The sequence below is a fragment of the Streptomyces sp. NPDC002911 genome, from assembly GCF_053591835.1.
In genome coordinates this window covers 1-26,230 of record NZ_JBSFUO010000001.1, presented here as the reverse complement: position 1 = coordinate 26,230, position 26,230 = coordinate 1, and the positions used below count along the sequence as shown (strand labels likewise).

Below are 26,230 nucleotides of genomic sequence, written 5' to 3'. Positions count from 1 at the left end.
CCCGGGGTGCAGGACTTGGTAGAGCTCCCGAACCGGTCACTGATGCCGCCGGGTCCCCGTCGTGGGCCGACGGCTACGTCGCGGCGGCCGGTGCGCCCGGGGGCTCGAAGCCGGCCAGCATCTGCTCCAGGCCGTGCTGGTCCGGGCCGATGAACGGGTCGGCCCCCGGTGCGGCGGCGAGCATGTCGAGGAACTCCGGCCCGCGCCCCGTGGAGGGCGGCAGGTGGGTGCTGAGGATGCGCTCGGGCTCCATCGCGCGCAGCGGTCCGGCCGAGCCGAGGAGCGCCACGGGGTCGATCAGGTGTACCCAGGGACTGTCGACCGTCGCCCACAGGAGCTGACCGGCCCGGAGGTCGTCCGCTGGGACGGTCGCCACATCGTCACAGCTGGCCAGGTCGACGCTGGGCATGGGCGCCCCGAAGCAGTCGGAGCTGAAGCAGGTGCGTGTGGCGGTGTCGAAGAAACCCACGGTCGCCGGGTTGTCGAACAGCGGCGGCCGGAAACCGACCAGCGTCCGGTCGCCCACGTCGAGGCTCTGCCCGGGATTGAGCAGGTAGACCCGGTCCATCGGCAGTGGGCGTTCGGTCGACATGATTCCCGCACCCAGGAAGGTGGTCACCACCCGGGCCTCGGGGGAGGCGGCGAGGAGGTCGAACAGCGCCCCGGTGTGGTCGCGGTCCGGATGGGTCAGCCAGATCCACCGCACGTCGTCGACGGCGACGACGGATCCGAGCGCGTCCATGAAGCCGCGGTCGGGCAGGCTGAGCCCGGTGTCCACAACGACGGGCTCAGCGGCGTGCAGCACGAAAGAATTCACCGTCAGGAAGCCGATTCCGGGTATGGGCAGGCAGTCGTTGAGGACGGTGACGTCACGTCCTAGCCGGTGGGTGAACATGCGAAGCCTCCTGGCCCCCGACTGTGTCAACGGTCTGGCGTTCGTTCCCTGCCTCTCACCCCGCTCCCAAGTCTTCTCCTGGTCACCCCGGACATCAAGGCGCGCCGGGGTACGTCCCCGTGCGAACCCCGCGCGGTCACGTCCGACCCCTGTACGGGCGTGGCTGCGCGGGGCGGTTCAGGACGCCTGGCGCGCGAACACGTCCCTGGCGAAGAAGTCCGCCAGCACCGGCGCGATCGAGTGCGGCGCCAGTTCGCGGGTCTGGCCGGTCAGCGTGCGGTGCCGGGCCCGGGGGATCGCGGCTGCGAGGGCGAAGGTCGTCTCGTGAGCCTGTGCCGTGCTGGAACCACCGGTCACCACCAGGGTACGGGCGGTGACCGACCCGAGTCTCCCGGACGGGACCGAGCCGTCGCCCAGCAGCGCGTCGTCGTACGCGAGGGTGTGGGCCACCGCTTCGAGGCCGGCCCACAGCGGGGCCCGGCGCATGCGGGTGATCGTCTCCTGCGGGACTCCGGTGCGGGACAGGTACAGCTCCACGGCGCCGCCCCTGTCACCGTTCGCCAGCAGCCGGTGCAGTCGCGCGGTGCAGCGCGACTTGTGCAGGAGGCCGTCGGCACCGGGGCTGTACGGCGGTTCGTAGACCGCGAGCAGATCCACCGGCAGCCCCGCAGCCGCCGCCTCGAGGGCCAGCGCCCCACCCGACAGCATGCCGAACAGCGAGACGCTACCGCCCGTGGCGGCCGCGACCGCCGCCAAGTCCTCGATCTCGCGGCGGGGGGTGTACGGCCCGCCGTCGCCGCTCGCCCCGCGTCCCCGTCGGTCGTACGTGACGACCGTGAAAAGCGGGGCCAGCAGAGCGGCCAGCGGTGCCTCGTCCGCCGCGGTGCTCAGGGCGCCGCCGACCAGGATCACCGGCGGCCCGTCGCCGTGGCGGCGATACGCGATCGACGTGCCGTCACGGGAGAGAGTCTTGTCCATGTGAAGGTGGACTGCCGTGCCCCACGGAACTCATCGCTGAGTAGGGAAAGTTTTTCGACGGTCAGTCAGGGACGACTTCCGTGGCGTAGAAACAGAAGTGATCCTTGATCGCGGCGACGTTCTCCCTGGGCTCCGGGTAGGCCCAGACGAGGTCGGCCGCACCGGGCAGCGACCAGTACGACGCGTCTCCCTTGAACGGGCAGTGCGTGCGGGTGTCCGAGGCCGTCAGCAGGTCGGTACGGACATCCCCGGGCGGCAGGTAGTACCGGTCGGGACAGCCCGTCTCGCGCAGCACCAGCGGGCGGCGGCTCTCGGCGAGCACCTGCCCGTCGTGCACCGCACGCACATGCACGGCGGCGGGTTCGACGGTGATCGTGTGTCCTGTGGTGGAGGTCATACCCGGTTCAGCCGTGGAGGAGGCCGCTTTCTTCCCGCGCCGTGGACCCGGTCGTACGGTGTCCGCATGAACATCTGTGTCTTCCTCTCCGCCGCCGACCTCGACGACCGCTACACCGTGCCCGCCCGTGAATTCGCCGAACTGCTGGGCCGGGGCGGGCACACCCTGGTCTGGGGCGGGTCGGAGAGCGGGCTGATGAAGATCGTCGCCGACGGCGTGCAGGAGTCCGGCGGGCGGCTGGTCGGGGTGTCGGTGGACTTCCTGGCGGCGAAGGCGCGGACGAACGCCGACGAGATGGTGATCGCCGAGGACCTGGCCGAGCGCAAGGCGCTGCTCCTGGAGAAGTCCGACGCGATCGTGATCATGGTGGGCGGGACGGGGACGCTCGACGAGGCGACGGAGATCCTGGAGCTGAAGAAGCACGGCAAGCACACCAAGCCCGTCGTCCTGCTGAACACCGCCGGGTTCTACGACGGCCTGCGTCAGCAGTTCCAGCGGATGGAGGACGAGGGCTTCCTGCCGGTCCCGCTCACCGATCTGGTCTTCTTCGCCAAGGACGGCGTAGGGGCGCTGGCCTACCTGGAGGAGTCGGCCGGCCTGCAGTGATGCGAGCATGAGGGCATGCCTACTCATCTCATCACCGGCGCCGGTTCCGGCATCGGCGCGGCTGTCGCCCGCCGTCTCCTGGAGCGAGGCGACGAGCTCGTGCTGCTGGCCCGGGACGCGGGACGCGCCAAGGAACTGGCCGCGATGCACCCCGGAGCCCGCACGCTCGTCGGCGACCTCGGCAACCCGGACCGGCTCTCCTGGGCGTTCGGGCAGCAGCCGATGCCCGAACGTCTCGACTCGCTGCTGCACATCGCGGGCGTGGTCGAACTCGGCACGGTCGGCGACCTCACCCCCAAGGCCTGGCACTTCCAGCTCAACGCCAACCTGGTCTCCCCGGCCGAGCTGACGCGTCTGCTCCTGCCGCAGCTGCGTGTCGCCCAGGGCCACGTCGTCTTCGTGAACTCCGGCGCCGGGCTCGCGGCGCACGCCGAATGGGGCGCGTACGCCGCGAGCAAGCACGGGCTCAAGGCGCTCGCCGACGCGCTGCGCCACGAGGAGCACGGCAACGGCGTCCGGGTCACCTCCGTCTACCCGGGCCGCACCGCCAGCCCCATGCAGGCCAAGGTCCACCAGCAGGAAGGCAAGGAGTACGACGCCTCGCGCTGGATCGACCCGGAGTCGGTGGCCACCACGATCCTGCTGGCCCTCGACCTGCCGCGGGACGCCGAGATCAACGACCTGACGGTCCGCCCCGGCCGCTGAGAGCCCGCGCCCCGGGCCCGTAGGCTTCCCGTGTGAGCGAGAAGAGCGGGTTCAGCACGAGTGCAGCCACCGGCATCGGTTCCATGCCGGGGGGAGACGCCCGGGAGGCGGCCAGAACCGTCACCGGGTCCTTCGCCGACGGCCAGGGCATGCCGTACCTGGCGGAACTGCCGGCGCGGGGCCCCGGCGCGGACATGACCGGGCGGACCATCGGTCTGCTCGTCGAGATGTACGGCCATGTCGAGCCCAGCGGCTGGCGGGTCAGCGACCGCCCCGGACGCGACACCCGCCGGGCCCGCTCCTGGCTCGGCGAGGACCTCGACGCGCTGGAGGAGTTCACCCAGGGGTACGAGGGACTGCTCAAGGTCCAGGCCGTCGGACCCTGGACCCTCGCGGCGGGACTGGAACTGCGGGGCGGCGAGGCCATGCTCGGCGACCCGGGGGCCTGCCGCGACCTGGCGGGCTCGCTGGCCGAGGGACTGCGCTCGCACCTCGCGGAGGTGCGGCGCCGGGTGCCCGGTGCCGAGGTGGTGCTCCAGCTCGACGAACCTTCCCTGACTGCCGTACTGCTGGGGCGGGTCAGGTCGGCGAGCGGCTACCGCACCTACCGTGCCGTGGACCGCCAAGTCGTCGAGGGGACCCTGCGCGACCTGCTGGCGGTCAACGGCGGGGGTCCGACGGTCGTCCACTCGTGTGCTCCCGAGGTGCCCTTCGCGTTGCTGCGCCGTACCGGGGCGGGCGCGGTCTCCTTCGACTTCTCCCTGCTCACCGAGCGTGAGGAGGAGGCGATCGGGGAAGCCGTCGAAGGCGGTACCCAGCTCTTCCTCGGCGTGGTTCCCGGCCTCGACGCCGCCTCGACCCCATTGTCGGACCCGGGCGGTAGCGTCAAGGAGGTCAGGACGTTGTGGAGCAGGCTGGGGCTGAATCCGGGGACTCTCGCCGAGTCCGTCGTGATCACCCCGTCCTGCGGGCTGGCGGGGGCGTCGCCCGCGTACGCGCGCGCCGCGCTCGCCCACTGCGCCCGGGCCGCGAGGTCGCTCGCGGACAACCCTGAGTAACGGTCGGTGTGGGCAGTGGGGCAACGGGAGGTAACGGGACGATGGCCGGCGAAGAGCAGGCGCAGCAGCTGACCGGTGTGCCGGCGGAGGTGCAGGAACAGCACGCACTCCTCGCCGAGCAGATCGAGGAGCACCGCTTCCGGTATTACGTGAAGGACCAGCCCGTCATCGACGACGCCGAGTTCGACCGGCAGATGCGCGCGCTGGAGGCCATCGAGGACGAGCACCCCGAGCTGCGCACACCGGACTCGCCGACCCAGAAGGTCGCCGGCCCGTACACCACGGAATTCACGTCCGTCGAGCACCGCGAGCGTCTGCTGTCCCTGGACAACGCCTTCGACGATCTGGAGCTCGCGGCCTGGGCCGAGCGGGTGGCCAAGGACGTGGGCAGAGGCGGGTACCACTTCCTGTGCGAACTCAAGGTGGACGGTCTCGCCGTCAACCTCACCTACGAGCACGGGAGGCTGACCCGCGCGTCGACCCGCGGTGACGGGCGCACAGGGGAGGACATCACCCCCAACGTCCGTACGATCGCCGACATCCCCCTCCGCCTCACGGGCGACCGCGTCCCCGCGCTCGTCGAGATCCGCGGCGAGGTCTTCTTCCCCATGGAGGCCTTCGAGGGGCTCAACGCCCGGCTGGTCGAGGCCGGCGACAAGCCCTTCGCGAACCCGCGCAACGCGGCGGCCGGATCGCTTCGGCAGAAGGACCCGAAGGTCACCGCGACCCGCCCGCTCCACATGGTGGTGCACGGCATCGGCGCCCGAGAGGGCTTCGACATCGACCGGCTCTCCCAGGCCTACGACCTGCTGAGGGAATGGGGCCTGCCGACCGCCAAGCACAACAAGGTGGTCGAATCCCTCGACGAGGTACGGGAGTTCATCGCCCACTTCGGCGAGAACCGCCAGTCCGTCGAGCACGAGATCGACGGCGTCGTCATCAAGCTCGACGAGATCCCGCTCCAGGGCAGGCTGGGTTCCACCTCGCGCGCGCCGCGCTGGGCGATCGCCTGGAAGTACGCTCCGCAGGAGGTCAACACCAAGCTGGTCAACATCCGGGTCGGCGTCGGACGCACCGGCCGGGTCACGCCGTACGCCCAGGTCGAACCGGTCGAGGTGGCGGGATCAGAGGTCGAATTCGCCACCTTGCACAACCAGAACGTGGTGAAGGCCAAGGGCGTCCTCATCGGTGACACGGTGGTGCTCCGCAAGGCGGGCGACGTCATCCCGGAGATCCTCGGCCCGGTGGTCGATCTGCGCGACGGCAGCGAGCGGGAGTTCGTCATGCCGTCCGAGTGCCCCGAGTGCGGGACGGCGCTGCGCCCCATGAAGGAGGCCGACATCGACCTCCGCTGCCCCAACGCCCGCTCCTGCCCCGCCCAGTTGCGGGAGCGCCTGGCCTATCTGGCCAGCCGTAAGTGCCTGGACATCGACCACTTCGGGTATGTGGCCGCCGCCGCCCTGACCAAGCCGCTGGAGCCCGCCGCGCCACCGCTGCTGGACGAGGGGGGTCTCTTCGGCCTGACGGTGGAGCAGCTGCTCCCGATCCGTGCGTACGTCCTGGACGCGGACAGCGGACTGCCCAAGCGTGACCCGAAGACGGGCGAGGAGAAGATCGCCACGGTTTTCGCCAACCAGCAGGGGGAGCCGAAGAAGAACGCGCTCGGCATGCTGGAGGGCATCGCGGCGGCCAGACAGGCCCCGCTCGCCCGGATCCTCACGGGCCTCTCGATCCGGCACGTGGGACCGGTGGCCGCCGTCGAGCTGGCCCGGCAGTTCCGGTCCGTCGACCGGATCGACGAGGCGTCCGAGGAGGAGCTGGCCGCGGCCGACGGGGTGGGCCCCATCATCGCCGCGTCGGTCAAGCAGTGGTTCGCCGAGGACTGGCACCGCGAGATCCTGCGCAAGTGGCGGGAGGCCGGGGTCCGGATGGAGGACGAGGGCGTGGGCGAGAACGAGGGCCCGCGGCCGCTGGAGGGACTCACCGTCGTGGTCACCGGCACGCTGACCGCGCACACGAGGGACGGCGCCAAGGACGCGCTCCAGAGCCGCGGGGCGAAGGTCACCGGTTCCGTGTCGAAGAAGACCTCCTTCGTGGTGGTGGGCGACAACCCGGGATCGAAGTACGACAAAGCGATGCAGCTGAAGGTGCCCGTCCTCGACGAGGAGGGCTTCGCCGTACTCCTCGAACAGGGGCCGGACGCGGCCCGGGAAGCCGCTGTCCCCGCCGAGTCGTGACCGACGCGTGACCGAGGCGCGATCGACGCGCGATCGAGACGGTGGTGACGCGTGGTCATGAGCGAGGAGGGAAGGAAGCGGACGAGGCGGACGACAGAGGAACCGGGAGACCCGCTCCGCTCCTGCCCGCATCACCCGTTCGGCGCTTATCAGACGGTGAGGAGAGTCAGGACCGCATTCGGGCAAGACCTGCAGAGCGCTGCCCGTGGAGGCCCTCGTCGGCCTACTGTTGAACGAGCACCTGCCGTGCCCGGCCGCATGATGGGATTCGGGTCGTGGTGGCATGGGAGCGGGGGCCACCATGGGACATCGGCACCGCCGGCTGTGAGAGGGACGGAATGAAACCGACCGAGAGCGCCGCACCGGTGTCGCGGCTGCAAGGTTTCGTGGGCCTCACGTCCAAAGTGGGTGCCGTCGTCGTGGCGGTCGCCGCGGTGCAGCTCGCGACCGGCTTCTACCGGACGTTCCACGACGGCCACGCACTGTTCCCCGCCGGCACCGCGGGCTGGTCGCTCGCCCTGCTCACCGGAATCATCGTGGTCCATCTGGTCGCCCTCGGGCGCGACCGCTGGTGGGGTGGCACCGGCTCCGGCGCCGCCCTCACCCTTTCCGTCCTGCTGCTCTACGGCTGGGTGGCCGCCGGGCTGGTCAGCCTCGTCGTCGTGGTGCTCGTCGGAACGGCCAGGCGCCACCGGTGGCGGCAGGGGCTGCTGCACGGGGCCGTGGACATGCTCGGCATCGGGGCGGCCGCGCTCGTCCTGTCCGCCTTCGGCGAGGTGCCGAGCGTCGAGACGCCCTGGCGGCCCCTCCACTGGGGCATCGAGGCCTTACCGGTAGTACTGCTCGCCGCCGGCACGTATCTCCTCGTCACCCGCTTCCTGCTCTGGTACGCCAGGGCGTCCCAGAGCGGCGGGCTGCCCACGATCGCGCGCACCGCACTGCTGCGGCAGGGTCTCGTCGCGGTCGCCCTGCTCGGCATCGCCCCGCTGATCTGTGTGGTGGCATCGGTCAAGCCCGTGCTGCTGCCGCTCTTCGCCGTCCCGCTGATCGCCCTGGACTCCACGCTCTATATCGCCCGCGCACGGGCCGAGGAGCAGCTGAGGGACCCACTCACCGGACTGCCCAACCGGCAGTGGCTCCTGGAGAGGACGTGGACGGCGCTCGAGGAGGCCGACGGCACGGGCACCAGGTCCGCGCTCGTCCTCATCGACCTCGACCGCTTCCGGGCCGTCAACGACACCCTCGGCCATCTCGCCGGGGACCGGCTCCTGCTCCAGATAGCGGAGCGCCTGCGGCTCGCCCTGCCGCGAGGTGCGGAGGCCGCGCGGCTCGGCGGCGACGAGTTCGCCGTGCTGCTGCCGACCGCGGACTCGGCCACCAGCGCCCAGCGCATCGCCCGTCATCTGGTCGCCGAACTCTCCTCGCCCCTCGACCTCGACGGGCTCACACTGGTGCTGGAGGCGAGCGCGGGGGTCGCTGTCCACCCCGACCACGCGCTGGACGCCGAAGGTCTGCTCAGGCGGGCCGACGTGGCCATGTACCAGGCCAAGCGGGACCGTACGGGTGTGGAGGTCTACGAGTCCAAGCGGGACAGCAACACCCCGGACCGGCTCGGCCTGCTGGGCGATCTCCGCCGGGCCCTCGACGCCCGCGAGGTGGAACTCCACTACCAGCCCAAGGTCCGGTTCGACGGCCAGGTGGCCGGCCTCGAAGCGCTGGTGCGCTGGGTGCATCCGGAGCGCGGCAGGGTCCCCCCGGACGAGTTCATCGCGATCGCGGAGTCCTCCGGGCTGATGCCCCACCTCACCGAGTACGTACTGGAGACGGCGCTGGCCCAGGTGGCCCGGTGGCGGGCGCAGGGGCTGTTCGTTCCCGTCGCGGTCAACGTCTCACCGCGCGATGTCCACACCCCCGGCTTCGCGGGCAGCGTCGCCGCACGCCTCGCCCGGCACGGCGTCCCGGCCGGGGCGCTGCAACTGGAGATAACCGAGCACGTCCTGCTGGAGGACCCGCAGCGGGCCGCCGACACCCTGGCGGCGCTGACCGGGCACGGGGTGAAGATGTCGCTCGACGACTTCGGCACCGGCTACTCCTCCCTCGTCCATCTGCGGAAGCTGCCGGTCAGCGAACTCAAGATCGACCGGTCGTTCGTGGCACGGCTGGCGGTCGACAACGAGGACGCCGAGATCGTCCGCTGCACCATCGACCTGGCCCACTCACTCGGGCTGATCGTCGTCGCCGAGGGCGTCGAGGACGACGAGACCTGGGAGCGGTTGCGGGACCTGAGCTGCGACGCGGTCCAGGGGTGGCTGGTGGCCGCCGCGATGCCGCCGCAGGAGACGACGGCCTGGCTGCGGGCGCGCGGCGAGCACGGCTGGCGGCGGCCGGCGGAGCGGGAGGCCGCGGCCGCGCCGGCGGCACCCGAGCCGGCGCCGAGGGCTGCGGGGCGTGCGCTGAATCCCGGCCCGGCCACGGCCTGACGCCCCCGGCGGTGCGGGGCGAAGGGGTGCCTGACGGGCTTTTTGTCCGTAATCGGCGGACGGGCGCGATCCACTCGCCACAGAGGTGTCCGGTGACCCCATAGGATTGGGCCAAAACCACACACCAAACCCTGAGGATCGCTGCATGCCTGGCATCACGCGCGAGGAGGTCGCCCACCTCGCCCGGCTGGCGCGTCTGGAGCTGAAGGGCGAAGAGCTCGAGCACTTCGCCGGTCAGCTCGACGACATCATCGGCGCGGTCGCCCGCGTCTCCGAGGTCGCCGACCAAGACGTACCGCCGACCTCCCACCCGCTGCCGCTGACCAATGTCATGCGCGCGGACGAGGTCCGTCCGTCGCTCACCCCCGAGCAGGCGCTTTCCGGCGCCCCGGCCCAGGAGCAGCAGCGTTTCAAGGTGCCGCAGATCCTGGGGGAGGACTAACAGCCATGACGGACATCAGCACCATCATCAAGCTCACCGCGGCCCAGATCGCCGCGAAGATCGCCTCCGGCGAGCTGACGGCCGTCGAGGTCACCGAGGCCCACCTGGCCCGGATCGACGCCATCGACGAGAAGGTCCACGCCTTCCTGCACATCGACCGTGAAGGCGCGCTCGCGCAGGCCCGCGCCGTCGACGCCAAGCGTGAGGCGGGCGAGAAGCTCGGCCCGCTGGCCGGCGTCCCGCTCGCGCTCAAGGACATCTTCACCACGCAGGACATGCCGACCACGGTCGGTTCGAAGATCCTCGAGGGCTGGGTCCCGCCGTACGACGCGACCCTCACCAAGAAGCTGAAGGCGGCCGACGTCGTCATCCTCGGCAAGACCAACATGGACGAGTTCGCCATGGGGTCCTCCACCGAGAACAGCGCCTACGGCCCCACCGGGAACCCCTGGGACCTCACCCGCATCCCGGGAGGCTCCGGCGGCGGCTCCTCCGCCGCGCTCGCCTCCTTCGAGGCGGCGCTCGCCATCGGCACGGACACCGGAGGCTCCATTCGCCAGCCCGCCGCCGTCACCGGCACCGTCGGTGTCAAGCCCACCTACGGCGGCGTCTCCCGCTACGGCATGGTCGCCTTCTCGTCCTCCCTCGACCAGGGCGGCCCCTGTGCCCGTACGGTCCTGGACGCGGCGCTGCTCCACGAGGTCATCGGCGGACACGACCCGCTGGACTCGACGTCCATCGACGCGCCGGTCCCGCCGGTCGTCGAGGCCGCGCGCAACGGCTCCGTGGAGGGCATGCGCGTCGGTGTGGTCAAGCAGTTCTCGGGCGAGGGCTACCAGGCCGGGGTAGTCCAGCGGTTCAACGAGTCGGTCGAGCTGCTCAAGTCCCTCGGCGCGACGATCGTCGAGCTGGACTGCCCGTCCTTCGACCTCGCTCTTTCGGCGTACTACCTGATCGCGCCGTCCGAGTGCTCCTCGAACCTGGCGCGCTTCGACGCCATGCGTTACGGCCTGCGGGTCGGCGACGACGGCACGCGCTCCGCCGAGGACGTCACCGCACTCACCCGCGAGGCCGGCTTCGGCGACGAGGTCAAGCGCCGCATCATCCTCGGCACGTACGCGCTCAGCTCCGGCTACTACGACGCGTACTACGGCTCGGCGCAGAAGGTCCGCACCCTCATCACCCAGGACTTCGAGAAGGCGTTCGAGCAGGTGGACGTCATCGTCTCGCCGACGACGCCCACCACCGCCTTTCCCATCGGCGAGCGCGCCGACGACCCGATGGCGATGTACCTCGCGGACCTGTGCACCATTCCGACCAACCTCGCCGGCAACTCCGCCATGTCGCTGCCCTGCGGCCTGGCCCCGGAGGACGGCCTGCCGGTCGGACTGCAGATCATCGCCCCCGCCATGAAGGACGACCGGCTGTACAAGGTCGGAGCAGCCGTCGAGGCCGCTTTCGTGGAAAAGTGGGGGCACCCGCTGCTTGAGGAGGCTCCGTCACTATGAGCGCAATGGCTAAGAAGGCCAAGAACTTCAAGAAGTCCAAGTCCGGCGTGTACGTGTCCCTGGGCACCACCGCCTTCGGCGCGCTCAGCGTCGTCAAGCAGGCGAGGATGGCCCGCGAGGACAACGACACGCTGCGGCTGATCGACGCCGCCGTATCCGCCGCCGCGATCGTGACCGGACTCGCGATCCTCTACCGCGAGCTCAAGCGTCTCGGCGACGACGACGTCCTGCTGGGCTGAGAGGGAAAGTTTCATCGTGACTGTCATCGACCTGGAGTCGTACGAGGATGCCCTCGCGACGTACGACCCCGTCATGGGCCTCGAGGTCCATGTGGAGCTCGGCACCAAGACCAAGATGTTCTGCGGGTGCTCCACGGAGCTCAAGCAGGACGCCAACTCGCAGACCTGCCCGGTCTGCCTCGGGCTGCCGGGCGCTCTCCCGGTCGTCAACGAGATCGGCGTCGAGTCCGCCATCAAGATCGGGCTCGCGCTGAACTGCGAGATCGCCGAGTGGTGCCGCTTCGCCCGGAAGAACTACTTCTATCCGGACATGCCGAAGAACTTCCAGACCTCCCAGTACGACGAGCCGATCGCCTTCAACGGTTATCTGGACGTCCAGCTGGAGGACGGCGAGATCTTCCGCGTGCAGATCGAGCGTGCCCACATGGAGGAGGACACCGGAAAGTCGACGCACGTCGGCGGTGCCACCGGCCGTATCCACGGCGCCTCCCACTCGCTGCTCGACTACAACCGCGCGGGCATCCCGCTCATCGAGATCGTCACCAAGCCGATCGAGGGAGCGGGAGAGCGCGCCCCCGAGGTCGCCAAGGCGTACGTCGCCGAGCTCCGCGAGCTCATCAAGGCGCTCGGCGTCTCGGACGCCCGGATGGAGATGGGCCAGATGCGCTGCGACGTCAACCTGTCGCTGCGCCCCCACGGCACCGAGAAGTTCGGCACGCGCTCCGAGACGAAGAACGTCAACTCGCTGCGCTCCGTCGAGCGTGCCGCCCGTTTCGAGATCCAGCGTCACGCCGCGGTGCTGAACTCCGGCGGGACGATCGTGCAGGAAACCCGGCACTTCCACGAGGAGGACGGCTCCACCACGGCCGGCCGCATCAAGGACAACGCCGAGGACTACCGCTACTTCCCCGAGCCGGACCTGGTGCCGGTCGCCCCTTCCCGGGACTGGGTCGAGGAGCTCCGCAAGGAGCTTCCCGAGCTTCCCCGGCTGCGCCGCAAGCGGCTTAAGGAGGAGTGGGGTGTCAACGAGCACGACATGCAGTCCATCCTCAACGCGGGCGCGGTCGACCTGATCGTCGCAACGACGGACGAGGGTGCTCCCTCCGACCAGGCCCGCAAGTGGTGGATGGGTGAGCTCGCCCGTAACGCCAACGAGACCGGCCGCAGCCTGGACGAGCTGCCGGTCACCCCGGCGCAGGTCGCCCGGGTGGCGGAGCTCGTCGCCTCCGGCGACCTCAACGACAAGCTGGCGCGCCAGGTCCTCGAGGGCGTCCTCGCGGGCGAGGGCGACCCGGACACCGTCGTCGAGAAGCGCGGCCTGAAGGTCGTCTCGGACGAGGGCGCGCTGGGTACGGCTGTCGACGAGGCCATCGCGGGCAACGCGGCGATCGCCGACAAGATCCGCGGCGGCAAGGTCGCCGCGGCCGGTGCGCTCGTCGGCGCGGTCATGAAGGCCACCCGCGGTCAGGCGGACGCGGCCCGCGTCCGTGAGCTGATCCTGGAAAAGCTCGGCGTCGAAGGCTGATCCCGCCACGTCCTGGGGGCGGTGCACCCGTTGGTCGGGTGCACCGCCCCTTCGCTCTGCCCGGCCCCTCCCACCGGACTGCCCGCGACGGCCTGCAGGACGTTCACCGTCAGGCCGTACGGCGGTCTTCCCGAAGCCACCCGGCGTGACTAGCTTCCAGCCGTAGATACGGAATCGGGAGGCTCACTTGACCACGGACATGTCACGGCGGCGGCTCTTCGCGCTCGGGAGCGGTGCTCTCGGCGCCGCGGCGGCGGGATCGTTCCTGCCCCCGTCGCTCCGGGCGGCGATCGCCGCGCAGCCCGCCGCCGAGCGGTCCGGTGGTGCGGGGCTGGACGCCATCGAGCACGTGGTGATCCTGATGCAGGAGAACCGTTCCTTCGATCATTACTTCGGAACCCTGCGCGGAGTACGCGGCTTCGGTGACCGGAACGCGATCGAACTTCCCTCCGGCCGGTCCGTCTTCGAGCAGCCTGGACCTCTGGGCGCGACCGTGCTGCCGTTCCCCGTGCGCGGGGCCGCAGATGCGCAGAAGGAGGACCTGCAGTACATCGGCGCCCTCGACCACTCATGGAGCGGTGGCGCCAAGGCATGGGCCGGCGGCTGGATGAACGGCTGGGTCACCGCGAAGACCGCCGCGACCATGGCGTACTACGATCGCGGCGACATCCCGCTGCACTACGAACTCGCCGACACCTTCACGGTCTGCGACGCCTACCACTCCTCGATCCACACCTCCACCAGCCCGAACCGCAACCACCTGTGGAGCGGCAGGACGGGCAACGAGCCCGACGGCAGGCGGGCTGTGGGCAACGACGCGTACGACGAGAGCACCCACCCCGGATACGACTGGGGCACGTATGCCGAGCGGCTGGAGAAGGCCGGGCGGAGCTGGAAGACGTACACCGAGTGGGAGAACTTCACCGACAACCAGATCGAGTTCTTCGCCACCTTCAAGAAAATCGCCCGCAAGGCACTGGCGAGGACCGACGGCCACACCTACATGGAGTCCTTCTACGCCACCGTGCGCGACGCGGACGGGGACGCCGAGCGGGAGCGGCTGCTGGGCCTGCTCGACGAGGGCGTCGCCGCCCTGACGGCGGCCGAGCGCAGTCTGTTCGAGCGGGGGCTGCGCCGGGTGGAAACGGGCACCCTCGCCGACGAGTTCGCCAAGGACGTGGCGGCGGGGACGCTGCCCGAGGTCTCCTACCTGGTCCCGTCGGCGGTGGACTCCGAGCACCCGAGTGTCTCCTCGCCGGCGCACAGCGCGACGATCGTCTACAAGGTCCTTGACGCACTCGGCAGGAACCCCGATGTGTGGCGGCGCACCGTCGTCCTCGTCAACTACGACGAGAACGACGGATTCTTCGACCACGTGCCGCCGCCGGTCGCTCCCGCGGAGGTGACCGAGGAGCACTGGGAGGGCAGGCCCACAGGGCTCGGCGTGCGGGTCCCGCTGCTGGTCGTCTCCCCGTGGTCGGTCGGCGGATACGTGTGCTCCGAGGTCTTCGACCACACCTCCGTGATCCGCTTCCTGGAGCGCTGGACGGGGGTGAGGGAACCGAACATCGGTGACTGGCGGCGGCAGGTCGCCGGCGACCTCACCTCGGCTTTCGACTTCACCCGTGCGCGGCGGCAGCCGGAGACTGAGCCCCCCGCCGCGATCCCGCCGTTCGGCGGACGCTGGCAGCCGAAGCCGCCGGCCGTCCAGCACATGCCCGTCCAGGAGGCGGGTGCCCGCCCGGCCCGGCCCCTGCCCTACCAGCCCGACGCACAGGCGAAGCGCGTGGACGCCGGGCTGCGGCTGGACCTCAGCAACACCGGCAAGTCCTCCGCGCACTTCACGCTCTACCCGTACGCGCGGGAGTTCCCCGCTCCGCAGCACCGGGATGTCAGGGGCACGGCACGGTGGACGGTGCCGCTGACCGGTGAGGGGTACCTCTTCACGGTCACCGGCCCGAACGGGTTCCGGCGGGAGTTCGAAGGAGCGTCCGACGGTGCCGCGGAACTCTCCTCCCGCATCGACGCCCACGAGCGGGACCTGCATCTCACGCTGCGCAACCATGGCAGGCGCACGCTGACCTACACCGTGCGGCCCCTCGGGTACGTGGACGAGGCCGACCTGCGGGACTGGACCCGCACGGTCAAGGTGAAGCCGGGACGCAGCCGCACGGTCGTGCATTCGGCGGCCGACGCCCACGGCTGGTACGACCTCGAGGTGACGTCCGACGAGGCGGGCTCCTTCCGGCGCCGGCTGATGGGCCACATCGAGAACGGCAGAGCGGGCGTCTCCGGCTGACGTGGCGGGAGGCGGCGGCCGTACGACGAAAACGGGCGAAGTCAAGCATCGGTGTCGAGCCGCCGGACCGCACCGCACCACGTGCGAAAATCCCGGGGGAACGCACCGACGACGCCGGCCCTTCGCTCAGCGCGTCCACCGAAGACGTCTCGACGACGAGGAGAGCCGCTGTGTTCAGGGTGTCACTGGGGGAGGACGGTGCGGAACTTCGCCCGCTCGAGCCCTGGCAGGCCGAGGAGTTCCTGGCCCACATGGACCGGGCACGCGCCCTGGTCGATCCCTGGATCCCGTTCGCCGCGGCCGCCACCGACCTCACCTCCGCACGGGCGCTGCTCCAGCGGTACGCCGACAAGCAGGCTGCCGACACCGGCCGGCTCTACGGCATCTGGCTGGACGGCACGCTGGTGGGCGGCGTCCTGTTCCGGATGTTCGAGGCGGAGGCCGGTAACTGCGAGATCGGCTGCTGGCTGGAGGCCGCCGCGGAGGGCCGGGGCCTCGTGACCCGGGCGTCACGGAAGCTGATCGACTGGGCCATCGGCGTACGGGGCATGCACCGGGTGGAGTGGATCGCTTCCTCCGCCAACACCCGCAGTGTCGCGGTGGCCGAGCGGCTCGGCATGACCCGCGAAGGTGTGCTGCGCGAGGCATATCCGTACCGCGGCAAGCGCCACGACGAGGAGATCTGGGCTGTCCTCGCCCCTGAATGGCGCAACGGACAGGGCTGAGGCGCTCAGTGTTAAGGAGGTTCTCATACGGGCCCCCTAGCGTGCGGCGCATGAACACCTCCCCCACCACTCCGACCACAGACGACACCGAGAAGAAGGCGGCCGACGGAACCGCGACCGCGCCGGACGTGACGAAGAAGGCGGGCCCCACGGAAAACGCCGTCCCGGCCGACGCCGCCCCGGGCGTGACCACGTCGGACGTGACCGCGATGGACGTGGCCGCGACCGACGCAGCCGCAGAGGACGGCCTGGAGACCGACCTCGAGCCAGACCCCTACGACGAGGCCGAGGCGGCCGCGGCCGCCGGGGTCGGAGCCGGAGCCGCGTCCGTCGTCGCCGCAGGGCTCGGCATCGTCTCGCTCTCGGGCGCGTGGACCGGCCGCGTCGCCGCCGAGCGCGAGACGCTGATGGGCCAGATCAAGACCTCCGGCGGTGGCGGCAGCGCCTCCCAGCAGATCGCCGAGATCTACGGCGACGCCTGGCACAGCACGGCCCTCGTCAACGGGCTCTTCGCGCTGCTCGCGCTGCTCGTCGGTGTCTTCGTCCTGGTCCGGCCCTCCTTCGGCGCGCCATCTCTCCGTCCCCAGGCCGGCTGGGTCCGCTCCGTGGCCGTGGCGGGCGTCTCACTGGGAGTGCTCGGACTGCTGATCTCCGTAGGCATGTATTTCGACCTCTTCGTCGCCATGCCGTCCGCCGCCGCCGGGGGCTGAGGCCCGGCCGCAGGCGGCTGAGGCGTCCGTCACCCGGGGGCGGGTCTGCAAGCCCCCACCCGCAGACATGCGGCGGCATCCTCCGGCGTACGAGCGTGGAGGCACGGCAACGAGCCGTGCCTCTCTGCTTCCTCGCCGGGGAGAAAACCATGTACGCGTACGAACGCCCCCCGATCGCCGCCGCCGGCTACCGCACCTTCAGAAGCAGGATCCGGTCGTCGCCCGGCTTCGGGGTGCCGCGACCGTCGGTGTTGCTCGTGACCAGCCACAGCTTGTCGCCACCCGCGGCGAGCACCGTGCGCAGACGGCCGTACTTCCCTTCCAGGAACGCCTGGGGGGCGGCCGATGGTTTCCCGTCCGCCTTGCCCGACAGCGGGATCCGCCAGAGCCGCTCGCCTCGCAGCCCCGCCATCCAGACCGATCCCTCGGCGTACGCGATACCGCTCGGCGACGCCTCGGAGGTCTTCCACTGGGCCACCGGGTCGACGAACCCCGATTCCCCCTCCTTTCCCTCGACATCGGGCCAGCCGTAATTCTTTCCCGGCTCGATCAGATTCAGCTCGTCCCAGGTGTTCTGGCCGAATTCCGCCGCCCAGAGCCGCTTTCCGCTGTCCCAGGCCAGACCCTGCACATTGCGATGCCCGTACGTATAGACCAGGGAGTCGGCCTCGGGGTTGCCGTGCACCGGCTCCCCGTCGGGCGTCATCCGCAGGATCTTGCCCGCGGTGGACGACGTGTCCTGGGCGAGACCCGTGTCACCGGTCTCGCCCGTGCCCGCGTACAGCATGCGGTCGGGACCGAACGCGATCCGCCCGCCGTTGTGGATGGAGCCCTTCGGGATGCCCCGCAGAATGGTGTCCGGGGCTCCCAGCTGCCGTCCGGCGGGTTTCTCCTCGTCGTACTGAAGGCGGGCGATGCGATTGTCCGACTCGGTGGTGAAGTACGCGTAGACCAGATGGTCCGCGCCGTACGTCGGGGCGACGGCGAGGCCGAGCAGACCGCCCTCGCCCGCCGGCGCGACCCCCGGCACCGAGCCCAGCAGGGTCTTCTTGCCGCTCTCACCATCGACCCGGGTGACCGTCGCCTCGTCGCGTGAGGCCACCAGCAGATCGCCCCCGGGCAGAGCCGCGAGGCCCCAGGGGGACGCGAGACCGTCCGTGAGCGTCTTCACCACGTCGACCGAGCCCTTGGCCGGGGGCACGTCCGCCGACGGGCTCGCCGAGGCCGGGGAGGAGGACGTGGCGCTCGCCGGGGGCGAGGAGTCACCCTCACCGGCCGCGGGGGCGTCACCGGACGAGCAGGCGGACAGCAGGAGGGAGGCCGAGACGAGCAGGGCCACCACCCCCTTGCGCAGTACGGGACTTTGCACAGCACCGATCCTTTCGACGGTCGCTCGACTACTGTTCTTACACCGCCGCTCCGCACCGGGTTCCGATCTCCGCCGATCGTCCCGCTAAGTCAGTCCCACGACCCGCGGGCCCGCGGCAGTCCGGCTATCTCGGCCATGTCCCGGTCCGTGAGCGCCATCCCCGCCGCCCGCGCGTTCTCCACGGCCCATCGCTCCCGCTTCGCGCCGGGCACGGGCACCACATGGCGGCCCTGCCGCAGGACCCACGCGAGAGCCACCTGAGCGGGAGTGGCGCCGTGCCGCTCCGCGATCCTTCGCAGGCCCGCCACCACCGGCTGGTTGGCCGCCATCATCTCCGCGGTGAAGCGGGGGTGCCTGGCCCGCGGATCATCCGGCTCGAAGCCCTGGCCCGGCTTGAGCGTGCCCGTGAGATAGCCGTTACCCAGTGGCATCGCCGCCAGCACACCCACGCCCCGGGCCGCGCACCACGGCAGCAGATCCTCCAGTGCCTGGGGCGACCACACGGAGAGTTCCGCCTCGACCGCGCTGACGGGAAAGACCTGCTGTATCCGCTCCAGCTGCCGGATGGTCCCGTCGTGCATCCGCGCCCCCGGCCGGCGGCCGGCCCGGGCCCCCACCGCGCACAGTCCGAGGGCCCGCACCTTGCCCGCGGTCACCAGGTCCGCCATCGCACCCCAGGTCTCCTCGACCGGCACCTCGGGATCGGCCCGGTGCAGCTGGTAGAGATCGATCACATCGGTCTGGAGCCGTCGCAGCGAGGCGTCACAGGCCCGGCGCACATAGCCGGGGCGCCCGTTGGCCACGACGTGCTGATCGCCCACCAGCAGACCGCACTTGGTGGAGAGAAAGGCTTCGTACCGGCGGCCCTTCAGCGCCCGTCCGACAAGCAGTTCATTGGTGAAGGGCCCGTACATGTCGGCGGTGTCGAGCAGTTGGACGCCCGCGTCCAGCGCGGCGTGCACGGTCCGCACCGAGCGGTCACCGCGCTGCTGCGACGTGCTGTAGGCCCAGCTCATCGGCATACACCCCAGCCCGACCGCACCCACGGCCAGCGCCGCCGCACCGATAGTCCTGCGCTCCAACTCCCCGAACCCTCCCTCGGCCCCGTGATCACGGGCCCACCAGCACCCCAAAGTAACCTCTGCTGTTCCGCGCCCTTCGCATAGCCTCCTGACCATGACTTCCACATCCCCTGCCGACGTATGGCTGCCGTTCCCCGCCGATGAGGTCGACGGCCTCCCCGAGGGTCTCAACTACCGTCTCTGGGACGGAGACCGGGACTACCCGGCGGACCCCTCCGACTGCGCGTTCTATGTCGTTCCGTACATGAAAGGCCCCGAGGTCGCGGTCCGCCCGCTCAAGGAGATGCGGGCGGTCCAGGTCGTCCAGACCCTCTCCGCGGGCATCGACCACGTGGAGCCGGGGCTCGGCCTGCTGCCCGCGGGAGTGCGGCTGTGCAACGCCAAGGGTGTGCACGAGGCGTCGACCGCCGAGCTCGCAGTCGCCCTGGTCCTCGCCGCGCTCCGCGGGTTCCCCGGCTTCGTGCACGGTCAGGACAAGGAGGAGTGGCGGTCCGGCTTCTATCCGGCGCTCGCCGACAAGTCCGTTCTCGTGGTGGGCTACGGATCGATCGGCGCGGCCATCGAGGACCGGCTCGAACCCTTCGAGTGCGCGCGGGTGGTGCGCGTCGCACGCTCCGCGCGGACAACCGCACGCGGCCCCGTACACGCGATCGATGAGCTGCCCGCCCTGCTCCCCGAGGCCGACATCGTCATCCTGTCCACTCCGCTGAACCCTTCCACGCAAGGGCTGGTGGGCCCCGGCTTCCTCGCCGCGATGCCGGACGGAGCGCTGCTCGTGAACGTCGCGCGGGGCGCCGTCGTCGACACCGCGGCCCTGCTGTCCGAACTCGAGTCCGGGCGACTGCGTGCCGCGCTCGACGTGACCGATCCCGAACCTCTGCCCGTCGGCCACCCTCTCTGGCATGCTCCCCACACACTGATCACCCCTCACGTGGGCGGCAGCACCTCCGCGTTCCTGCCCCGGGCCAAGCGGCTGCTGGCCGGACAGCTCACCCGGTTCGCCGCCGGAGAGCAGGTCGAGAACCTCGTACGCACCACCGTCTGACCACTCTCCGGAGCCGCGTGGGCGCACCGCGTTCGGACGACAGCCCAGATCGTCACGGAGAGTAGAGAAGTTATGGCGCTGTGTGACGGCTTTGGTGTATCGTCCACAAGAGGGCTGCGCCGGGGAAGGGACGGCGCCGGAGAGGAAGCGGAACGCGAGGGGGCGACGGGCGATGTGCGGCCAGTGGAGAGACGATCCGACGCGGGGCGGGCAGGAGAGGCGGGCGGCGAGGGTGCCAGGGCCTGCCGGTGGAGCCCTCCGGTGAGCGCCCTCGAGGCCCTGCTCTCCCGGCAGCCGGTCACAGGGGGGAGCGCGGGGCTGCGCTCCCAGCTCGTTCTCGCCGCGGTCTGCGCCGGATACGCGGTGGGCGCCGCCTTCGGCTGGGGCTCGCCCGAAGTCGCCCTGTTCATGGGTGATTTCGGTCTCAGCGTCGCCGCCCTGATCGCCGCGGTCTCGTGCTTCCTGCACGCCCGCACGAGCGGCAGCCCGTTCAGGCCCGCATGGCTTCTCTTCTCGTTCTCCTCGGCCATGGCCGCCGGAGGCAACGCGGTCTGGGGGTGGTACGAGGTGGTACTGCGGCGCGAGGTGCCCACCCCCTCCCTCGCGGACCTCTTCTTCCTCTGCTTCGCGCCGCCCGTCATCGTCGGGTTGCTCGTCCTCGCCAAGCGGCCCGTCACCCGGGCCGGCTGGGTCTGCCTGGTGCTGGACGCCTGGCTGATCGGCGGATCCCTGCTGACGCTCTCCTGGAGCCTCGCGCTGGCCCACACGGCGCACACCGCGAACGCCGCGGGGGAGAGCGTGGCCAGGGCGGCGCTGTCGCTGGCCTACCCGCTGCTCGACATCGTGCTGGTCTCCATGGTCCTCGCACTGCACTTCCGGCGGGCCCGCATGAACCGCACCGCGGTGAACACCGCCATCGCGGGCCTCGCCCTGACCGTGCTGTGCGATGCCCTCTTCACCGCACCGCTGCTGCGCTCGGCGTACCGGTCGGGCGAGTTGCTGGACGCGGGCTGGTTCGCCGGTTCCCTGCTCCTGGCGTACGCCCCCTGGGTGGCCCGCCGAGGCCAGGACAACGCTGTCGAAGCCCCCTGTCCCAGCCCCCGGGCCACGAGCCGGCCGATCGCCGGGTCCCTCGCCGCGCTCACGCCCTATCTGGCCGCGGCGGTCTGCACCCTCGGCATCCTGTACAACATGGTGGAGGGCCGCAAGGTCGACCAGGTCGTGGTCCTCACCGGCTGCACGGTCGTGCTCGCCCTGGTCCTGCGGCAGGCCATCATGCTCCTCGACAACATCGCGCTCACCCAGAAACTGGCCCAGAAGGAGAACCACTTCCGCTCCCTGGTGCAGGGTTCCAGCGACGTCATCATGATCGCTGAACCCAGCGGAGTGCTCCGCTACGTCAGTCCCGCGGCAGCCGGGGTCTACCGGCGAGACGCCGAGGACCTCATCGGTGCGAAGCTGTCGTCGATCATCCACCCCGACGACCTCGGCAGAGTGATCCTCGAGCTGCGGCGCTTCCTCGCCGCGCCGTCACGCGAGAAGCCCACCACCCGGATCGAGTGCCGCTTCAGGTCGGGTACGGGCGACTGGCTGCACGTCGAGTCCACCGTCAACCGCCATCAGGGTGGTCTGCTGCTCAACAGCCGCGATGTCACCGAGCGGGTCAGGCTTCAGGCTCAGCTCCAGCACAACGCCGAGCACGACCCGCTCACCGACCTGCCCAACCGCGCCCTCTTCACCACCCGGGTCGGCCAGGCGCTCGGGGGCCGCCGGGCCGGGGACCCCGGTACCGCCGTGCTCTTCATCGACCTCGACGGCTTCAAGGCGGTCAACGATTCCATCGGCCACCAGGCGGGCGACGAGCTCCTCGTCCAGGCCGCACGTCGCCTCCAGGAATCGGTACGGACCTCGGACACGGCGGCGCGCCTCGGTGGCGACGAGTTCGCCGCCCTCATCGTCGGCGACGGCACCCGCGACCAGGCCGCCCGGGAGTGCCAGGTCCACGAGATCGCCGACCGGCTGCGCCTCAGGCTCTCCCAGCCGTACCGGATCGGCGCCGCGGAGGTCCGGGTGGCCGCCTCCATCGGTGTCGCCTTCGCCGAACCCTCCCTCACGCCCAAGGACCTCATGCGTAACGCCGACCTCGCCATGTACCGGGCGAAAGCGAGCGGCAAGGACCGGGTCGAGCTCTACGCCCCCCATATGCAGGCGGACGTCTTGCGCCGCTCCGAGCTCGCGCCGCGGCTCCGCACCGCCGTGCGCGACGGCGAATTCGCCTTGCTCCACCAGCCCGTCGTCCACCTGGCCAGCGGCACGGTCGCGGCCGTCGCCGCGCAGGCCCGCTGGCGCTCCGCCCAGGGCATCCTGTTCACCCCCGCCGAATTCCTCCGCGTCTCCGAGGACAGCGACCGCGCTGCCGAGCTCGGCACCTGGATGCTGGAGGAGGCCGTCGAGCAGGCAGCCGACCGGTCCAGGGGTGGGAACCCGGTCACCGTCTCCGTGCGGGTGCCGGCCGCCCGGCTGCTGGACCGGGCCCTGCCCCCGCGGTCCGTCGAGGCGCTCCTGACCCGGTACGGGCTGCCCTCAGGTTCCCTGATGATCGAGGTGGCCGACAGCGACCCGCGGATCTCCTTCGACGAGCTTGAACAGCGGCTGGTCGCGCTGCGCCGTCTCGGTGTCCGGATCGCGCTCGACGGCTTCGGCAGCGGGTATGCCGCGCTCAACGCCCTGCGCCGGCTCCCCGTAGACGTCCTGAAGCTGGACCGGTGCCTGGTGGAGGGCGTCGTCGAGTCGGCGAGACTGCACAAGATCACCACTGGGCTGCTGCGTATCGCCGGGGATCTCGGCATGCAGTCGGTGGCCGACGGGGTGGACGTGCCCGAGCAGGTACGCGCACTGCGCGCCATGGGGTGCACACACGGCCAGGGGATGGCTTTCGCCGGGCCGCTGGACGAGTACCGGCTGCGGCGCACCCTGATCCGGGGGAAGTATCCCGTCCCTGGCCACTCCCCGGCCGCTCAACCGGTGTTCGCGGGTCGCACGATCCCGCTCCAGAGTCGCTCACATGATGAGACGCCCGTCCCACCCACTTGACACCGAATGCGTGCCGGAGAGAGGGTCAATGCCATGCGCACCCGAATTCTCGTACTTGGAAAGCGCGTCGGCTGAAGCAGGGTCACTCATGGACACCCCGCAGACCGCACCGGCGCGCTCCCCTCGCTTGCCTCACGGCACGAGGGGTTTTTTGTTGCACCGGGACTTCTCAGAACCCCACAAAAACACCGCGTAAACCCTCAGCTTCGAGAAGAGAATGCCGATGACCGAGCAGGCCACCGGGGCCCAGCACCCGCAGCCGCGGGCCCGTAACGGCGGACCGTCCCCCGCCTCCGTTGAGCACCTCACGGGCGCGCAGTCCCTCATCCGTTCTCTCGAGGAAGTCGGCGCCGACACCGTATTCGGCCTGCCCGGCGGCTGCATCCTCCCGGCGTACGACCCGCTGATGGACTCCACCCGGGTCCGCCACATCCTGGTCCGTCACGAGCAGGGGGCCGGTCACGCGGCCACCGGTTACGCACAGGCCACCGGCAAGGTCGGTGTCTGCATGGTCACCTCGGGTCCCGGTGCCACGAACCTGGTCACCCCGATCGCTGACGCGGCCATGGATTCCGTGCCCCTGGTCGCGATCACCGGCCAGGTGGCATCCGCCGCCATCGGCACGGACGCCTTCCAGGAAGCCGACATCTGCGGCATCACGATGCCGATCACCAAGCACAACTTCCTCGTCACCCGCGCCGAGGACATCGCGCACACGATCGCTGAGGCCTTCCACATCGCCTCCACCGGCCGCCCCGGACCGGTCCTCGTCGACATCGCCAAGGACGCGCTGCAGTCGAAGACGGCGTTCAGCTGGCCGCCGACCATGGACCTGCCCGGTTACCGCCCGGTCACCAAGCCGCACGCCAAGCAGATCCGCGAGGCCGCCAAGCTCATCACGCAGGCCAAGCGCCCCGTGCTCTACGTCGGCGGCGGCGTCATGAAGGCCGGCGCCACCGCCGAACTGAAGGTTTTGGCAGAGCTCACCGGAGCGCCCGTCACCACCACCCTGATGGCGCTCGGCTCCTTCCCCGACAGCCACCCGCTGCACGTGGGGATGCCCGGCATGCACGGTTCGGTCACCGCCGTCACCGCGCTGCAGAAGGCCGACCTGATCGTCGCGCTCGGGGCCAGGTTCGACGACCGTGTCACCGGCAAACTGGACAGCTTCGCCCCGTACGCCAAGATCGTCCACGCGGACATCGACCCGGCGGAGATCGGCAAGAACCGTGCCGCCGACGTCCCGATCGTCGGTGACGCCCGCGAGGTCATCGCCGACCTCGTCCAGGCGGTCCAGGCCGAGCACACCGACGGCCACACCGGTGACTACGCCGCCTGGTGGAAGGACCTCAACCGCTGGCGCGAGACCTACCCCGTCGGCTACGACCTGCCGGAGGACGGCAGCCTCTCGCCGCAGCAGGTCATTGAGCGCATCGGCGAACTCGCCCCCGAGGGCACGATCTTCGCGGCGGGTGTCGGTCAGCACCAGATGTGGGCCTCGCACTTCATCCAGTACGAGCAGCCCGCCACCTGGCTCAACTCCGGCGGCGCCGGGACCATGGGCTACGCCGTCCCGGCCGCGATGGGCGCCAAGGCCGGCATGCCCGAGCGCGCGGTCTGGGCGATCGACGGCGACGGCTGCTTCCAGATGACCAATCAGGAACTCACCACCTGCGCGCTCAACAACATCCCGATCAAGGTCGCCATCATCAACAACGGCGCCCTCGGGATGGTCCGCCAGTGGCAGACCCTGTTCTACAACCAGCGGTACTCCAACACGGTGCTGCACTCCGGCGCGGACACGGACGGCGTCCCCGCCAAGGGCACCCGCGTGCCGGACTTCGTCAAGCTGTCCGAGGCCATGGGCTGCTACGCGATCCGCTGCGAGGACCCGGCCGACCTGGACAAGGTCATCGCCGAGGCCAACGCGATCAACGACCGCCCGGTCGTCATCGACTTCATCGTCCACGAGGACGCCATGGTGTGGCCGATGGTCGCCGCCGGCACCTCCAACGACGAGGTCATGGCAGCGCGCGGTGTCCGCCCCGACTTCGGCGACAACGAAGACGACTGAGAGACAGAGAGAGACCGACTCCATGTCCAGTAAGCACACGCTCTCCGTCCTGGTCGAGAACAAGCCGGGTGTCCTCGCCCGGATCACGGCCCTGTTCTCCCGGCGCGGCTTCAACATCGACTCGCTCGCGGTCGGTACCACCGAGCATCCCGACATCTCACGCATCACCATTGTCGTGAATGTCGAGGGCCTGCCCCTGGAGCAGGTGACCAAGCAGCTCAACAAGCTGGTCAACGTCCTGAAGATCGTCGAACTCGAGCCCGCCGCTGCGATCCAGCGGGAGCTCGTCCTGGTGAAGGTCCGCGCGGACAACGAGACCCGCTCCCAGATCGTCGAGATCGTCCAGCTGTTCCGCGCCAAGACCGTGGACGTCTCCCCGGAGGCCGTCACGATCGAGGCGACAGGGGGCGCCGACAAGCTGGAGGCCATGCTCAAGATGCTGGAGCAGTTCGGTATCAAGGAGCTCGTCCAGTCCGGCACCATCGCCATAGGGCGCGGCGCGCGCTCGATCACCGACCGTTCTCTGCGCGCACTCGACCGTACGGCGTAACCCATCCGGCGCCTCGCAGCTCGTATGGCGAGACCCGGCAACGTACCCCACGCACCCCGCCGTACGGTGGGACGCAACACCTGCACACCAAGGAGAAGACCCAGTGGCCGAGCTGTTCTACGACGACGATGCCGACCTGTCCATCATCCAGGGCCGTAAGGTCGCGGTGCTTGGTTACGGCAGCCAGGGGCACGCCCACGCGCTGTCGCTGCG

Annotated in this window: 21 protein-coding genes and 1 pseudogene; 17 read left to right on the top strand and 5 right to left on the bottom strand. The window is 70.4% G+C overall.

Features of this window, described 5'->3' with window-relative positions; genetic code table 11:
- Positions 1-73: 73 nt before the first annotated feature.
- The 3 genes from ACWD04_RS00110 to ACWD04_RS00100 all read right to left on the bottom strand — a co-directional run bounded on the left by ACWD04_RS00110 (position 74) and on the right by ACWD04_RS00100 (position 2,270).
- Positions 74-895, bottom strand: a complete 822-nt coding sequence (locus ACWD04_RS00110) for an MBL fold metallo-hydrolase (protein WP_451126434.1) — start codon at positions 893-895, stop codon at positions 74-76.
- 177 nt (positions 896-1,072) lie between these two features.
- Complete coding sequence (locus ACWD04_RS00105; protein WP_451126432.1) at positions 1,073-1,873, bottom strand: alpha/beta fold hydrolase; 801 nt, start codon at positions 1,871-1,873, stop codon at positions 1,073-1,075.
- Between the two features lie 61 nt (positions 1,874-1,934).
- Complete coding sequence (locus tag ACWD04_RS00100; protein WP_451126430.1) at positions 1,935-2,270, bottom strand: DUF427 domain-containing protein; 336 nt, start codon at positions 2,268-2,270, stop codon at positions 1,935-1,937.
- Between the two features lie 66 nt (positions 2,271-2,336).
- Between ACWD04_RS00100 and ACWD04_RS00095 the strand changes: the two genes are divergently transcribed.
- The 12 genes from ACWD04_RS00095 to ACWD04_RS00040 all read left to right on the top strand — a co-directional run bounded on the left by ACWD04_RS00095 (position 2,337) and on the right by ACWD04_RS00040 (position 16,804).
- Complete coding sequence (locus ACWD04_RS00095) at positions 2,337-2,876, top strand: LOG family protein (RefSeq protein WP_451126428.1); 540 nt, start codon at positions 2,337-2,339, stop codon at positions 2,874-2,876.
- 15 nt (positions 2,877-2,891) lie between these two features.
- Positions 2,892-3,581 (top strand): SDR family oxidoreductase, encoded by a 690-nt coding sequence (locus tag ACWD04_RS00090; RefSeq protein WP_451126426.1) that lies wholly within the window; start codon positions 2,892-2,894, stop codon positions 3,579-3,581.
- A gap of 32 nt (positions 3,582-3,613) precedes the next feature.
- A complete protein-coding gene (locus ACWD04_RS00085) occupies positions 3,614-4,639 on the top strand; it encodes a methionine synthase (protein WP_451126424.1) in 1,026 nt (341 codons plus the stop codon).
- A 41-nt stretch (positions 4,640-4,680) separates the two neighbouring features.
- Positions 4,681-6,876 (top strand): NAD-dependent DNA ligase LigA, encoded by a 2,196-nt coding sequence (ligA, locus tag ACWD04_RS00080; RefSeq protein ID WP_451126422.1) that lies wholly within the window; start codon positions 4,681-4,683, stop codon positions 6,874-6,876.
- A gap of 338 nt (positions 6,877-7,214) precedes the next feature.
- Positions 7,215-9,356 (top strand): putative bifunctional diguanylate cyclase/phosphodiesterase, encoded by a 2,142-nt coding sequence (locus tag ACWD04_RS00075; RefSeq protein WP_451126420.1) that lies wholly within the window; start codon positions 7,215-7,217, stop codon positions 9,354-9,356.
- A 145-nt stretch (positions 9,357-9,501) separates the two neighbouring features.
- On the top strand, positions 9,502-9,798 hold the full coding sequence (gatC, locus tag ACWD04_RS00070) for an Asp-tRNA(Asn)/Glu-tRNA(Gln) amidotransferase subunit GatC (protein ID WP_014153935.1): 297 nt from the start codon (positions 9,502-9,504) through the stop codon (positions 9,796-9,798).
- A gap of 5 nt (positions 9,799-9,803) precedes the next feature.
- Positions 9,804-11,306 (top strand): Asp-tRNA(Asn)/Glu-tRNA(Gln) amidotransferase subunit GatA, encoded by a 1,503-nt coding sequence (gene gatA, locus ACWD04_RS00065; protein ID WP_451126418.1) that lies wholly within the window; start codon positions 9,804-9,806, stop codon positions 11,304-11,306.
- Positions 11,303-11,545, top strand: a complete 243-nt coding sequence (locus tag ACWD04_RS00060; protein ID WP_451126416.1) for a hypothetical protein — start codon at positions 11,303-11,305, stop codon at positions 11,543-11,545. Before gatA ends, ACWD04_RS00060 begins: the two co-directional genes overlap by 4 nt.
- Positions 11,546-11,561: 16 nt before the next feature.
- Positions 11,562-13,070, top strand: a complete 1,509-nt coding sequence (gene gatB, locus ACWD04_RS00055) for an Asp-tRNA(Asn)/Glu-tRNA(Gln) amidotransferase subunit GatB (protein WP_451126414.1) — start codon at positions 11,562-11,564, stop codon at positions 13,068-13,070.
- Between the two features lie 187 nt (positions 13,071-13,257).
- Positions 13,258-15,369, top strand: coding sequence for a phosphocholine-specific phospholipase C (locus ACWD04_RS00050; RefSeq protein WP_451126412.1), 2,112 nt, complete (start codon positions 13,258-13,260; stop codon positions 15,367-15,369).
- Positions 15,370-15,539: 170 nt separating this feature from the next.
- A complete protein-coding gene (locus ACWD04_RS00045) occupies positions 15,540-16,094 on the top strand; it encodes a GNAT family N-acetyltransferase (protein WP_451126410.1) in 555 nt (184 codons plus the stop codon).
- Positions 16,095-16,144: 50 nt separating this feature from the next.
- On the top strand, positions 16,145-16,804 hold the full coding sequence (locus tag ACWD04_RS00040) for a hypothetical protein (protein WP_451126407.1): 660 nt from the start codon (positions 16,145-16,147) through the stop codon (positions 16,802-16,804).
- A 187-nt stretch (positions 16,805-16,991) separates the two neighbouring features.
- Here ACWD04_RS00040 and ACWD04_RS00035 read toward each other — a convergent pair whose 3' ends face one another.
- Both ACWD04_RS00035 and ACWD04_RS00030 read right to left on the bottom strand, forming a co-directional pair.
- Entirely contained in the window at positions 16,992-18,173 is a 1,182-nt protein-coding gene (locus tag ACWD04_RS00035) for a PQQ-dependent sugar dehydrogenase (RefSeq protein ID WP_451126405.1), read from the bottom strand.
- A gap of 89 nt (positions 18,174-18,262) precedes the next feature.
- Complete coding sequence (locus ACWD04_RS00030) at positions 18,263-19,255, bottom strand: aldo/keto reductase (protein WP_451126403.1); 993 nt, start codon at positions 19,253-19,255, stop codon at positions 18,263-18,265.
- Between the two features lie 94 nt (positions 19,256-19,349).
- On the opposite strand from ACWD04_RS00030, the gene ACWD04_RS00025 reads away from it, so the two are divergent.
- From ACWD04_RS00025 to ACWD04_RS00005, 5 genes and pseudogenes are all read left to right on the top strand, one after another.
- Positions 19,350-20,300, top strand: coding sequence for a 2-hydroxyacid dehydrogenase (locus ACWD04_RS00025; protein WP_451126401.1), 951 nt, complete (start codon positions 19,350-19,352; stop codon positions 20,298-20,300).
- 261 nt (positions 20,301-20,561) lie between these two features.
- On the top strand, positions 20,562-23,393 hold the full coding sequence (locus ACWD04_RS00020) for a putative bifunctional diguanylate cyclase/phosphodiesterase (protein ID WP_451126399.1): 2,832 nt from the start codon (positions 20,562-20,564) through the stop codon (positions 23,391-23,393).
- A gap of 217 nt (positions 23,394-23,610) precedes the next feature.
- Complete coding sequence (locus ACWD04_RS00015) at positions 23,611-25,467, top strand: acetolactate synthase large subunit (protein WP_451126397.1); 1,857 nt, start codon at positions 23,611-23,613, stop codon at positions 25,465-25,467.
- Positions 25,468-25,489: 22 nt separating this feature from the next.
- On the top strand, positions 25,490-26,017 hold the full coding sequence (gene ilvN, locus ACWD04_RS00010) for an acetolactate synthase small subunit (protein ID WP_031091631.1): 528 nt from the start codon (positions 25,490-25,492) through the stop codon (positions 26,015-26,017).
- A gap of 103 nt (positions 26,018-26,120) precedes the next feature.
- Positions 26,121-26,230 (top strand): annotated as a pseudogene (locus ACWD04_RS00005) (ketol-acid reductoisomerase); the annotation flags it as partial.